This is a genomic window from Capsulimonas sp., from assembly GCF_039929585.1.
Taxonomy (GTDB): domain Bacteria; phylum Armatimonadota; class Armatimonadia; order Armatimonadales; family Capsulimonadaceae; genus Capsulimonas.
In genome coordinates this window covers 1-13,476 of sequence record NZ_JBDSQY010000186.1, presented here as the reverse complement: position 1 = coordinate 13,476, position 13,476 = coordinate 1, and the positions used below count along the sequence as shown (strand labels likewise).

Below are 13,476 nucleotides of genomic sequence, written 5' to 3'. Positions count from 1 at the left end.
GAGCGGTTCCAAAAGAGCCGCCCATTCGGGAGACGGGATCATATCCATAACCTCTGGCAGGAAGTTTTTGGAATATCGATTCCCGTCTCCTCAAATCTTCAACCCTCCAAAACCGCTAAACTACAGTGACTCATATGTCTTGAAGGCAATCGGCCAGTTGGATGAGAAGCACGAACAAAGCCTACAACAGATGACGCCGGACTTGGTCAAAATCTATGGCGTCCAAGGTTCTTGGGATGAGATCGTTGCTCAAGAAATGGAGTTTTCACCGGATACCCCATCCAAGATCAAAGAGATTTGGGAAAAGAATGTTGAGATGGCGAAGGCGCAGCGCCAATCCATTGATCCCAAAGAGTTTGCGATCCATTTCATTTCTTACTATATTCTGCAAGAGAAGAAGTGATACGCCTTCTCCCATCTCTGTTTCTCAAATCTTTGTCGCCAAAAGAGCTCCCGTCTATGCGGGGGCTCTTTTTTTATTGATTGCCTCATTTTAACGTTATGTCCAGCACACTGCAAATCATGGCGACGACCATCGCTACCGGCATTCCCACGGCGCTTGCGACCTGGATGCTCAAGGAAATTTCCACTAACGCCCGCGCTCGGCGCAAGGCGCAGGCGGAGGCGCTCGTGGCGTCGGCCGCCAAAGAACAGCGGCTCGATGAGCGGACGGAGGCGCTGTTCGAGCAGTACGAGGGGCGGCTTTCGGAACTCGAACGGCAAGTCAAGGCGCTGGAAGCCGAACTTCGGGTCGAGCGCGAGGATCGAAAGATGGCGGAAGTCACCGCCCAGGCCGCGCACATCCGCGCCGATGACGCGGAGACACGTTTGGCGTCGGTGCGTCGCGAGATGGCTGCGCTTTCGGATGAGCGCGACAGTCTGCGCCGGCAGCGTTCGGAGCAGGCCGAAAAGATCGGCGCGCTCACCGTGAGAGTCGCGGAGCTGGAGGCCGAAGTCGCCCGTCTGGAGGCGCAGATCGCGCGTTAGAGCGGTGTACATATTTAGGGGCCGCTGCTCATCAGTTCATTAATTCTGGTATCATCGCGGGTGGGAAAGCGGCTTACGACAACTATCAGAATGATCGGCGCGGTCATGAATTTGAAAAGCCAATCATTTTGCCAAAAAAACATTTACCGCGTCACCCATAAGTCAGCGTTCCGGTTTCGCTTGCCAGGCGACAGTGACAATAGATGATGAACCTCCTCAAAATATTAGGCGACCGGTTTTTAACCTTGCTCGAAAGCCTTCCCGCAGCGATGGAGGCCATTCTGAATGCATTGGTTCTTTCCTACGTGTGGTTTGTCGGATCCTATCTTTTCTATCATTACGCTCCGCAAGCGCAGTCGAACACAGAGGCCTTGAATCCCAGCGATCTCCATTATCCGCATCCTTGGGCGCTATTTGGGGCGGTGATTTGTGGCGTCCCCGTTCTTTTGATCATGTTGCTCGACTTCCCCGAGCATCGTCGCCCGCTGCTTACCTTGCGGCACGCGCTAATTTGGGCATTGTTGTACGTTCCCCTCGGGATCGCCTATTTTAGACTGCCATGGTGATATGAAGAAATAGAACAATTGAAAATTTTCAGAATATTGGATCGGCTAGCCGTCTCGCAAGAGGCGGCTTTTTCTTTGTCATTACCCATTCTCAAATCCCGGAATACGAAAGGAAAGCGCACATGAAACAGACCTGGAAATGGCTTTTGGAGCAGGCGATGAAGCTCTTTGCTTCACACAAGACGGCGATCGGGGCGGTGCTGACGTCGGCGGCGCTTGCGGCTTTGCAGAGCGCGCAGGACGGCAAGGTGGACTGGAACGCCGTGGGCGTGGCGGTGGTCACGGCGGTAGGGGCGCTCGCTAAAAGTCCTCTGACGCCCAAGCAAGACCCGCCCATCGAAACAACACAAGAGGCGATGGAAGGAGGAGCGCATTGAGCATTCATTTGAGTTCTTCGGAAAAGGCGGCGCGGCAGCAGGCGGTGATCGCGCGGGCGATCGAATATCTGGGGACGAAGGAGGAGCCGCCCGGCTCCAATCGCGGGCGCGAAGTCGACCGGTTCCTGCTGGCGGCCAGCTGCGCGCCGGGCAATCCGTGGTGCATGGCGTTTGTCTACGCCATGTTCTCGTGGTCAGGCTACACGAGCGCGAACGGGGTGACGCTGCTATTCCCGACGGCGTCGTGCCAGGTCCAGGCGGACCACGCGAAGGCGAACGGTCTGCTCGTCTCGGCGGACGACGCGCGCATGCAGCTGGCGCCAGGGTGGGTGATGCTGAGGTGGGAGCCGCATCTCGTCCGCTACGCCCACACCGGGATCGTGACGGCGTACGACCGTACGTCGGGCGTCTTCAAAACCATCGAAGGCAACACGAACACCGATGGCGGCCGCGAGGGATACGAAGTCGCGCGCCAAACGCGCAAGATCGGCGACACCGCCGGCGGCCGCGCGAAGTACGCGTTTATCCGGACGGCGTGATAGCTAGGTATGTGCAAGATTGTAAAGCGCTCCTGTCGTACCCACGGCGGGAGTGCTTTATTTTTGTACAAGCTGGTGAGCAGTTTGATAAGGAATGACAATGACTGGGTTTCAATATGACACGATCACAGATGCGGTAACAGCACTGCGGCGCCGGCAGGTTCCGGTGAATCAAGTCTCGCAAGTCAAGAATTTTATACAAGGACAGTACAGCCAACTTCAGCGCCAAGGCTACTGGGCCAAGCCGCAGAATGCTGGATTCGGTCACATGCTGCGTCAGCAAGGATTTGTTGTTGATTCGACTCAGGGACGATCACGCGCAACTGCTTTACCGCCTATTCAATACAGGACCAACCACTATGGAGAACTGGAGCGTGTTCCCGCTTTGCCTCCGATCCCAGCCAGACCGGCTCAGCGAGGAGCGCCTGTACGCGACTCTTTGGTAACGGACGAATATGGAGAATTTGCTCGCCCACAGTCCGTTTCTCGCCATGCAGTTGCAGGGGCGCAGCAAAAAAGAAGAAGTATAAAAAGCACAACCGTGATTCAGCGTGAGCCGACCACGCTGGATAATTATCTGGCCATCTTCAAGTCGATGTATACCGATCCCGCGCCTTCATATCAGGGCTATGATCCGTCCCAGCACAATGTTGGCGGAAATTTGCTTAATGGGATCGCAGCCAGCGCCACGGATGTTTCCGACGCAATTTTCTCTTCCCATGGCCGCACGGATCTCGGGAGAGGAGTTCAGCGAACCGGCCAGTATCTCCGCGACCAAGGTTCGATGCTAGCGGAGAACCCGCACACGCAGGCAGACTTCAATCAGCCTAGGGACGCCACACGAAATCAGCGCATGGACGCCTACACAACTGACCTGGCGCAAATGTTTCTAGGCTCCGCCGGCGGCAGCCAAGGCGCTCAGTCACCTGTTTACGATCCGTTTCGGGCTTACCAGCAAGCCGGCGCCGGTTATTCTGACGATGCGATCGATACGCTGATTGCCATGCCGGGGCGTCTTGGGAAATTGGCCCATGATGAGCCGTTAGTCGTTCTTGGGGACCTCGATCCACTGCTGAAGCGATTCGCCGTTCGCGGCCTATCGGCGATCGATCACCGTATCTCCGTTGCGACGCAGCTTCGAGATCCCGCAAAGGTGGCGGAACTGACACGGCAACGCAATGAGTTTGTTCGGCGTGTGAATGCCGAGCAGCAATCCAGTCACACCGCGCCGAAGCCACAAGGAGAGACCGTGCTGTCTGAGTCAAACGTAAGGCGCGCCGGCGGATATACAGCCAAGTCCCCGAAGCTTGCATCTTCGAAAGAAGCCTCTCCTGTCTTCTCGGACAAGACTGCAACTGTCGACGGCGCTTCATTGCCTCAAAGCGATGTCCAGGCGGCGAAATCACGCATAATTGAGGCGCGCACACAAGACAAATCGCTGGCCTCAACCGATACTGCTCGTGAAGCGCGAATGTTCAATGACGCTGCGATCGTTGGGACCGATAAGATCACTAGGAGCGGAGCCTCCATCAAATTTGCTGACTGGCAGAACCAGATGGTGCGGGAAGTAGGGGATTGGATTAAGCCCCAGTTGAAAACGTTGTGGGACGAGACGCATAGACGATTCCGATCTACGGGGACGGCAGGAGTTACCAGTGACCCTTTGTGGCAATCCTCGCTGGATAGTTCTGCTTCTGGAAGTGGCGCTCTTCCCGATGCAACGCCGCCCACTCATTCGAAGATCCACACAGCCCAAGATCTTGCCAATCACTTTGTTCAGAATTTCGGTGTTTCCAGCGATGAGGCGCACGCCGCCAGTCAAATTGCGGATGCGCGAGCGGATACATGGGCAACTCAGACAGGAGCCGATAAATCCGACTGGTATCGCACGCGCATTGCGGATATCAGGAAGGATGCCACAAGTGGGAAATATGGGGGGAATCGCGGCGCCGTACAATTCTTGCATGATGGCCGCGCAATTCTCACAGCCTTGGAGAACCCAGATATTTCAACAATCATGCATGAACTTGGGCACGTCATTCGCAGGGATTTAGACGCGTCTGATATGGCGACTATTGAAAAGTGGGCGGGAGTCTCAAATGGGAAATGGCAAGATTGGCATGAAGAAAAATTCGCGCACGCTTTTGAGAGGTATCTGCATAATGGCATGGCTCCCTCTGTGCACTTGATTGAACCATTTCAGAAGATCCGGCAATGGATGACGTCGATTTATCAGACGGTTAAGGGCAGTAGCCTTGATGTGAAAATATCGCCAGAAGTGAAAAATGTCTTAGACCGATCGCTTGGAAAGAAAGGATATCCAGTCGTTCCCTCTACGCCAGAGCTAAGCAAGCAATTCGGGTATAAGCAGGTTCCGATCCCTTCCTCGTTTTTTGCGACACTCGGGCAGAAACCAGGAAAGATTTTTGCCAATTACCTGCGTTTACAGAATAAGCATCCTGAGTTTTTTGAACATCCCAGTGATGTCCAAAAGCACGTGGAATATGTATTGCAATCACCGACGGAATATTTTGATGGAGCAGAAAAGGATCACAAATTGATTATTCGTCGCAATGGTGACAATAAAGCGACAGTTATTGATTTTGCAAATCAGCATGGGCAATACACAATACGTTCAGCATATATCACCAATGATGTCAATATCTGGGCGAAGCGCAAGCAACAAGGTCAACAAGTGCGCTCATCAATCTTACATCCACCAAAGTTCATTCCTTAAATTTAGAAATTTTGCCTGCCGTCATATGTCTTAAATACCCAAGAACAAACCAAATACATGGAAACAGAGATGGCAGGCGAGTCCGCCCTTTCTCACAATGTGCTGGAGGCAATCTCTAAATGCATAGGTCAGACCTTACCAGCGCAGCTGGTGTACTTCTCAATACACATTCCACCATCTCTGTTTCCGAAAACAATATACCAGGAAAACATGATTTTGTCTACTGCTATATGCGTCTTATCGAGGAATAGGGAACGAATGTTCAAGAGCAATAGCATCAACATCGTGCGTCAAACGCGCCGAATCGGTGATGCCGCCGGCAGCCGCGCCAAGTATGCGTTTATTCGCACGGCCTAAGCAGCTGGTGATATTGACGGATATAAATGATTAAGACGCTCCGTGAGCAGTCGAAAATTCGACTGCTCATTTTTTTGTGCTTGCTCTCTTTTTGATTTTCTGAGGAATCCCATGCCCAAAGCTCCACCGAAACTACCCAGTTATCTTTCGACGTCACCGGATCTTGGATTTCTGGCGCCGCTAATGCCGCTCGCTGTCAACGCGCCACGCCGTGTTTATCAGGATCCGCCGGCGCTGAGATTTGATCCAAATGCTTATATTAACCAGTTGGGGCCACAACTGCCTTTAGCTCCTTCCCATAATCGCGCGCCGGCGCCTCGCCCTACGCCCCAGCAGCAGGCGCATGAGCGTAACCTGCGGCTGGCGGCGCAGCGGCAGGCGCTCGCCGCTTCTCTGCGTGGATCGTTTCCAGCAACAAGGCATCCAGATGGAAGCGTGACCAGCCGCGATCCCGGCATCGCCGGAACGCCCCTCTACAACGCCATCCTTCAAAACGGGACTGGGCTCAAGATCCGGCGATGGGATCCGAGCACGGACACGACGACGGCGTACTTCAACGACGGGAGCCATGCGACGTTCGGCAACGTCCAGCAGGGTGGCCGGCATCTCAGCCCGCATCAGATCGAGGGAGCACAGCATATCGCCGCCATGAAAGCGGAGTACGCCGCCACTCCCAATGCAGATCCCTCCAACTGGGATGTTTTGCGGACGATGGCCGGCGACGGTCTCCACGCGGCGGCGACCGGGATCGATGGGTTCCAGCAAACAGGCTCTGAGGGGGCGGAAAAACTCAATAACGACTTTCGATATTGGATGGACGCCTATCCAGGGACATGGCGCGCGAACGCCATTCATAAATACCAGGAGCTCACAGGCACTGTTCCGCCTCCTCAGCGACCCAGTATTGGGCGGCCGGACCCCTGGCGCGATTTTCGGGCGAATCCTGTGTCCACCCTTGTTAAGTCTGCGGGCGGCGTCGCCGCGAGTACGATGGCGCTGCCTGGAGCCGTGGTGTCCGCCCCCGTACAAGTGGGCCGCGCCGCGAAGAGCGCCATCCAAGGCGATCGTGAGAGAGCCATCAATACGATGTATGATTTGGGCGCAAGCGCCGGGCCTGTCCCGACCGCTTTGATCGGGGTTTTAGAAGGAGGGTACCAGGCGGTCGCGGGCCGAACAGACCAGGGAAAGAAAACCGCCCAAGACACTTTGGGGAAATTATTCGGAGACGATCTTCCAGCTGATCCGTTTGGAACGGTCTTATCGGGAGCCCCTTTTTATCATGGTGTTGGAATGCTTGGAGACCTTAGGCGGACGGGAACGAAACCAGGCTCTTCCGTAACCTTTGGACAGAGGGGGGAATCTGGACCTGGATCAACCAGTGCGCAAGATTTGTCTGGAGAACGTTCGGTTTCTCCCTGTCGAAAAGTTGTCGCCTCTCCCTCTAAAGCCTCACCGGAAGCTTACTTGATTACCAAAGAAGACGCAAATACAGCGTTAACGGCTATCAAAGCACAAACCGAAAGAGAGAAGACACACGCTGCCTTATCCTCATTAGATGAAGAGCGCAAATTCAATAACGCGGCGATCTACGGCGCGTATAAGCTTATCAAAAGCAGTGGAAAGATTTTGTGGCCTGAGTGGCAAAATCAGATGGCCACTGAAGTCGGGTCATGGACGAAGCAGGATCTTAATAGGCTGTGGAATGAATCGCATAAGAAGTATCGGCACAGTACATCCTATGAAGGACACGATGTCGGGCAGCCGGTTACGCTGACGGATGGGAGAGAATACACAATTCATTCGAGCGATGATCACGCCGTTAGGCTTCACGCGGATGACGGTAGCCCGGACCTTAATATTCCACAGGAAGCTTGGCCGTTCCTTGTGGTTAATGCTAAAGAAGTAAAACTCTCCCCGTCGGAAATTGTATCGAAAAAAGTCGCGGATCTCTGGGAATGGGCGCGGGAGCGTACTTCTACTAAAAAAATCGCTCTACCTATCTCTCAAGCCACAGAACGGCAAATTGCCGATATTAAAGCCAATACACCATATGATGTTAGCGGATATACACATGTCGTTGATTCATATATAATGAACCATATCGACAACGAGCATGCGAAAGAGCCGCGGATTGGACAATTGCCAATAACTCGCGAGGATATTGAAAACATTCCCGAAATACTCGCCAACTATGACAAAATTGAAGACGCCACAATTATTCGTAAGAACAAGGATGGCTCGCCTAGAGTAATCAAAGGCGTGAGATACCAAAAGCGAATGGGAGCACACTATCTACTCGTGGAGGAAATTAATGATGGAAAGAACAAAAATCTTGTGTTGAAATCAATACAGAAATATCCCATTGCCGATGAAGGGAAAAATGTCACGGATAAGCACTCACGGCGTAAACCTGACAGCTAAAAGCCGATGTCCGTCTAGCGTCATTTTTTGTTAACGCCACTTTATCAATGGATCCTCCGGGACTATTTTATCAATAATTCCGGAGGTCACCATGCAAGTGAGATGGGTCTTGGCAATCTGCATCCTGCCGGAAAACGGCCGCCGAGATTTAACGTCCGAAACGGGTCCAAGCTTAACCACAATTGCAACAAGAGTATACTGCATTATGTGTAATTAGTCAATAGTCTTTGAGTGATATACAGCTTATTTTGTTCGCATCATGCCGGCGTACGACCGTACGCCGGGCGTCAAATCTGCAAGATCGGCGATACCGCCGACGACCGCGCCAAGTATACGTTTATTCGGACGGGTTAAGCAGCTTGTGTATTTAGCGCGAAAACACTAACCCTGAATTGTGGGCAAAGCTCATCTCACTTCGTCCGTAGCTCTTTAATTGAAAACATTTATAGCCCCTCCGTCGCCGCGTACTGCTCCCATGGAGAGGCGTCGTGCAAACGTCCGAAACGGGTCCGAGCCTACCCCTAATTGCAACAACAGTATACTGTATGGTGCGCACACGGTCAAGAGGATTTGAGTGAATCTCATTTTTCTTTGTACCTTTATTGCTCTGTAGGCATGATTTGATAGATTTCCACATATTTACTATGGTAATATAAATAGGAACATATGTTCCTATCTGTTTTGAGTAAAAAGCGTTCCAGGCATTCCTGGGGCGCTTTTTTTTGTGACGGTTTTGCGGCAGGTCAGAGGTGAGGAAGCGCGATGGCTATTTTACAATTCGACACAATTACCGATGCGGTGACGGCGCTGAAGAAACGCAATATCCCCATGGATCAAGTTCCACAAGTGAAGAACTTTATTCAGAACCGATATCACCAGCTTCAGCGTCAGGGCTATTGGAGCAAGCCTGAGAATGCCGGCTTCGGCCATATGCTGCGCCGGCAGGGATTTGTCATTGACCCGACACAAGGGCGGGGCGGCCCGGATGCTCCGCCACGCGTTCAGTACCGAACGAATCACTACGGAGAACCGGAACGGGTTCCCACAGCGCCCGCGCCCGTTCATTTGGTGACGGACCATTACGGAGAATACGCGCGTCCTCAGTCCTCGCTGGCGTCGCCCCAGCGCCGGCGGCAGGCGAATCCTCACGCGGCTTCTCAGCATTTGGCGCCACAAGCCGCTTCGCACGCGCCGATCGCTACTTCTTCGTCTCCCAATGATTTACTCTATCAGTTTTCTCATCCGATAAAGGTCGACCCGAAGCTTCAGGACTACATTCGGCTCAATAAACCGTACCCGCCGCCTGACGCGCGCGAACGTTTTTTTCAAGGCAATCTCACTGATCCCGATACCTGGAATGCAGCCGCGCAAATGATGCAGCAGACCTCGCAGTACTTCGGGAGCCAGGCCGCCAAAGGCGGAAAGTGGGTCGACAGCGTTTTGGGGCCAAGCGAAAGCAACTCCTTGTTCGGCCCGCTCGGGACGTTTGCTGCAGCTAATCAACTTCTTCTTAATCAGGCGATTCGAAACGGCAAATCACTCCCAGCAAGCGTTCAGGCGAGCCTGACAAAACTCAAAGCTCTCAGCGATCATCCCGTCGAAAAAATGGCGGGCAGCGGCGTCAAATTCGTTACCGGCATGCCCTCCATGATCCCCACCGGCGCGGCGCTGATGCTTCAAGGCGGGAAAGCGCTGGGGGCGGGCGCTGTGGGATCGTACGCCCTCGCCACGGGAGACGTTAACACTGAGAAGGAAGCGCTGGACGCCGAGCAGACGGAAGCCGACAAGTTCAATACGGATCTCTATAACAATTTCGCGGGCGGCGATCGCGGCGCGCCTTCAAAAATCGCTCGCGCGGCGTATTATGCGGCTCATCCCAAACAAACCTTTACGTGGAAAGGGAAGCCGATCCGCGGCAAGGATCTGGCGCTCGCCACGGTGCAGAATGTGATCGATGGAGCGGTGGATCAGGCGGCAAATGATCCCGTGATGTTCGGAATGAACCTCTATGGCGCGTACAGCGGTTTTAAAGGTCTAAAGAACGATATTACTGAGCTGTCTCTTTCGCGCTCATCGCAGCACTATCGAAAGGCTCAAATCAGCGCCTGGCGTGAAGATGAAGCCAATATGTACGGCCAGAAGGCTGCGGCTCATGAGGCGAAGCTGGAGCAGATGCGTCAGAACCGCAACGCTCCCGAGAAACTATCAAAGACATCGCTGTTAGATCGAGATTATCTGGCGGCGCAGAAAGTAAAAGCCGCAGCCGAACAGAGAATGCAGAAGGATTTTGGATACGAAGCTTATCCGGATCCATCCCCGCCGACAGGGTTTGAGGCGGTCGCATCGAAGCCCAAAAATCCTTATGCTCTCGATCGTGACGATGAAGGCGGCTACTCTGGCAACCCGAAGTACTACTACGATCCGGCCTCGGGGGTGGGGCGCTCCTATCATGAATCCCCGCTCGGTGAGCAAATGGATTGGGCGGTGAAAGAAGGATATTCGCCTTCCGTCGTCCGTCCTCCCATGCATTCGCCCTACCTGGGCGAAACATTTAATTTGGCGGATTGGCAAAAGGGCGCAAACGGTCTCTGGGAGCCGCGCATTCCATCTCCGAAGTCGAAAATCAGCGGCGCGTCAGATTTGGCGGCAAGCTTAATCGCCAGCTTTGGTATTCCAGCGTCTCATGCAAACGCCGTCTCTCAGGTCGCGGATGACCGCGCCGCGCATTGGTCTAAGGAAACCGGCTATCCAAAAAGTCTCTGGTATCAGAAAACCTTCCAGGATATCGTGCAAGGATCTCCGCGGAATTCTCATCCTTCCGCGAGCAATTCAAAGGGCGATCCAAATACTCTGTTCCAGGGCGACAAGGGAGCCGTTCAATTTCAGCCTGACGGGCGCGCCGTGATGATGGCGCTGGAACACCCGGACATCACCACAGTCGTCCATGAACTCAGCCATATCTACCGGCGCCAGCTCCGTGGGGAGCATTTGAGGCATGTCGAAAATTGGATTGGGGTAAAGGACGGGCAATGGACGAAGCCTCAGGAAGAAGCATTCGCCAACGCCTTTGTCGATTATTTGCACAATAGAAGTCTGCCGAACAAGAAAATTGGTCCGATATTTACGCAGCTCAAATCCTGGATGGGCGATGTCAATCAAACGCTCAAAACAGGCCAGAAGAATCCGGCGATCCAGGATAGCGTCCGGCAGGCGTTCGATCATCTCCTGGCTGACCCACCGCCCGGTTCACCCGGCAAGATCATCTCCCAAGAAGCTCCCGCGAAAGCGGGGGCTTCTTCTGTTTTGGAGGATGATGCACTTCCTTCCATGCACCGCCAGGAGATCAGCGCGGCGCTCACGCGTTTTCAGGAGCGTTTCGATCGCGAGAAAACGCATGCGTCGACCTCCGCAAGCCATGACACAGATAATGCGCGTGACGCCGCGGTCATCGGCGCGGGAATTCTTGCCCAGCATAAAGGCGGGGTAATGCGGTACGCCGATTGGCGGTCGCAATTTTCACCGCTCGTGAAAGGCTGGGGCAAAGAGCAGCTGACGAACCTCTGGAAGGCGTCGAAAGACAAGTTCAAAACATGGGATTCCGATCACCCTTCGCGCGTCTACTCGGACAACGAGTGGGAGCTGATGAGCGACGATCAGCGTCAAGCGATACTCGACGGCGCACGAAAGAGCAAATATTCCAAAGCCGAAGCCATGGCGATCCCCATGGACACCCGGGGCGTCCCGATCCATCCTGACGGCAGCGCCAACATCGAGGCGCTTCAAGCCATCAAGCCCGATAATGTGTACCCCGAAGGAGAGGAGCGCGTTACGCTGACGCATCCAACCAGTATCAATTTCCGAACGCGAGGACTGACGGAGCAGAGCAACTGGAAGCCTACTTATATTTCCCCGCAGGATATTTGGCGGATCGCGAGTAAGAAAGAAGAAGTCCATGGAAAACAGATCGGCGGAATGCTCTCCGCGCTCGCCTATGACCGTTCGACACATAACCTGGATTATATTCCGATCCATGAGTCTAAAAAGACTTATTCCGACGCGCAAGGCGTGATCCGTCCAGATGCAGGACCTCGTTACTACGCCACCGAGACTCGCGAAGGGCGCGTCTCCGCCGCCGCTTCCCGGCAAGCGACGAGCACCGTGGTTCAAAACAACGCCACCAAAGGCGGCTTCACGGCGGCAATCGTCATCGGCGATCACGGAATGTCCATGGGAAACCCAACCTTCGCCCGCGCCTACCGCGCCGAGGTGAATTATTCGTTAAACAAAGGCATACTGCGTAAGGCTAATCTGGATGAAGCGACAAAATTCGCCGTTTCCAAAATTCCGGCATACTTGCTCAAAGCCAAAGGGGCGCGGGCAATTAAAACCTGGGAGCAATGGAATGAGATCGCGCCCAAGCTTGGATTCCAGGCTCGAAATATCTTCTACAGTGGCCTCGGCGACCCCTATTTGTCCGGTAAAATCGGCGTCCCCAACTTCCAGGACGTGCTTGGCGGCTTCAACGGCCACCACGACATTCCCACGGGATACGCCGTAAGCCTGGTTCGTATTGAACCAGGGCAGGGAAAAGGCAAAACAACAGCGCAACTTAACAAAGAAAAACTTTATGATCGACCGATTGCCTCCCATACGGCATTCGACTACCCATCGCTCGGCAAAGGACACGGCGAGATCGCCACGCCATTTCCCGCACAGCTTATCTTCCATGACGCCGTGCTTAATTACGCAATCAAGTCGGGCAAAAAATACGATGGCTCTACCCACGATCTGATGTTCTGGCTGACAAAAGGTGGCATTCACTTAACGGAAATGACACCCGCAATTGCACAACATATCGAGGCATGGATCAAAAAACCTTACGATGTTGAGGCGCGATCTAAGTCTCAAGCTGAAAAATATCAAACCAACTTACCAAAGGAGCAACGCCATGTCGGACCTTTCGCCCAAGAAAACGCAGCGCGCGAGCGCCAATCCCATCGATCCGGAAACCGGTGAGAGGCGAGCATTGACGCGGCTTGAAGAAATGCAAGAGGAAGCACGCATTAATCCCATCTGGTTTCCCGATGGCTCTAGTAACCAGGAAATCTTGCCCATTGAGGAACAGCTGTTTCCTAAAGACAAATACGGCAAGGATGAAGGCGATTACGATGCTCCGGTACTCACGCCGGAACAGATCGCAGAGACTGACGAGTGGATCAAACAGGTTAATGCTGAATTTGGAGATATTTATGATCCCGATTGGGTTCACCCTAACGATCGAAACAAATAGAAACATAGTCGTTCATTTACCTAAGGATCAAAATCATGTCGGACCCTTCGCCCAAGAAAACGCGGCGCGCGAACGCAAATCCCATTGATCCAGAAACCGGTGAACGACGGGCGCTCACTCGCTTCGAAGAGATGCAAGAAGAAGCACGGACTAATCCCATCTGGTTTCCTGATGGCTCCAGTACCCAGGAGATCTTGCCCAT

Annotated in this window: 9 protein-coding genes; all 9 read left to right on the top strand. The window is 53.6% G+C overall.

What is annotated here, in order from left to right; translation table 11 throughout:
• A partial coding sequence (locus ABIZ35_RS13305; protein ID WP_348220397.1) for a hypothetical protein occupies positions 1 to 403 on the top strand: 403 nt, incomplete at its 5' end.
• A 98-nt stretch (positions 404 to 501) separates the two neighbouring features.
• Positions 502 to 987, top strand: a complete 486-nt coding sequence (locus tag ABIZ35_RS13300) for a hypothetical protein (RefSeq protein WP_348220396.1) — start codon at positions 502 to 504, stop codon at positions 985 to 987.
• A 203-nt stretch (positions 988 to 1,190) separates the two neighbouring features.
• Positions 1,191 to 1,553, top strand: coding sequence for a hypothetical protein (locus ABIZ35_RS13295; protein WP_348220395.1), 363 nt, complete (start codon positions 1,191 to 1,193; stop codon positions 1,551 to 1,553).
• A 122-nt stretch (positions 1,554 to 1,675) separates the two neighbouring features.
• The gene (locus ABIZ35_RS13290) at positions 1,676 to 1,930 is read left to right on the top strand and encodes a hypothetical protein (RefSeq protein WP_348220394.1); all 255 of its coding nucleotides are present in this window, start codon (positions 1,676 to 1,678) and stop codon (positions 1,928 to 1,930) included.
• Positions 1,927 to 2,469, top strand: coding sequence for a CHAP domain-containing protein (locus ABIZ35_RS13285; protein ID WP_348220393.1), 543 nt, complete (start codon positions 1,927 to 1,929; stop codon positions 2,467 to 2,469). Before ABIZ35_RS13290 ends, ABIZ35_RS13285 begins: the two co-directional genes overlap by 4 nt.
• 100 nt (positions 2,470 to 2,569) lie before the next feature.
• The gene (locus ABIZ35_RS13280; RefSeq protein WP_348220392.1) at positions 2,570 to 5,206 is read left to right on the top strand and encodes a hypothetical protein; all 2,637 of its coding nucleotides are present in this window, start codon (positions 2,570 to 2,572) and stop codon (positions 5,204 to 5,206) included.
• A gap of 399 nt (positions 5,207 to 5,605) precedes the next feature.
• The gene (locus tag ABIZ35_RS13275; RefSeq protein WP_348220391.1) at positions 5,606 to 7,984 is read left to right on the top strand and encodes a hypothetical protein; all 2,379 of its coding nucleotides are present in this window, start codon (positions 5,606 to 5,608) and stop codon (positions 7,982 to 7,984) included.
• Between the two features lie 762 nt (positions 7,985 to 8,746).
• The gene (locus ABIZ35_RS13270) at positions 8,747 to 13,000 is read left to right on the top strand and encodes a hypothetical protein (protein WP_348220390.1); all 4,254 of its coding nucleotides are present in this window, start codon (positions 8,747 to 8,749) and stop codon (positions 12,998 to 13,000) included.
• Positions 12,933 to 13,274: a hypothetical protein gene (locus ABIZ35_RS13265; protein ID WP_348220389.1), complete on the top strand. Its 342-nt coding sequence runs from the start codon at positions 12,933 to 12,935 to the stop codon at positions 13,272 to 13,274. Before ABIZ35_RS13270 ends, ABIZ35_RS13265 begins: the two co-directional genes overlap by 68 nt.
• Positions 13,275 to 13,476 lie beyond the last annotated feature (202 nt).

Coding starts and splice junctions, on each gene's coding strand:
- ABIZ35_RS13300 (WP_348220396.1), top strand. CDS start 502: ATGTCCAGCACACTGCAAATCATGGCGACGACCATCGCTACCGGCATT.
- ABIZ35_RS13290 (WP_348220394.1), top strand. CDS start 1,676: ATGAAACAGACCTGGAAATGGCTTTTGGAGCAGGCGATGAAGCTCTTT.
- ABIZ35_RS13280 (WP_348220392.1), top strand. CDS start 2,570: ATGACTGGGTTTCAATATGACACGATCACAGATGCGGTAACAGCACTG.
- ABIZ35_RS13295 (WP_348220395.1), top strand. CDS start 1,191: ATGATGAACCTCCTCAAAATATTAGGCGACCGGTTTTTAACCTTGCTC.
- ABIZ35_RS13265 (WP_348220389.1), top strand. CDS start 12,933: ATGTCGGACCTTTCGCCCAAGAAAACGCAGCGCGCGAGCGCCAATCCC.
- ABIZ35_RS13270 (WP_348220390.1), top strand. CDS start 8,747: ATGGCTATTTTACAATTCGACACAATTACCGATGCGGTGACGGCGCTG.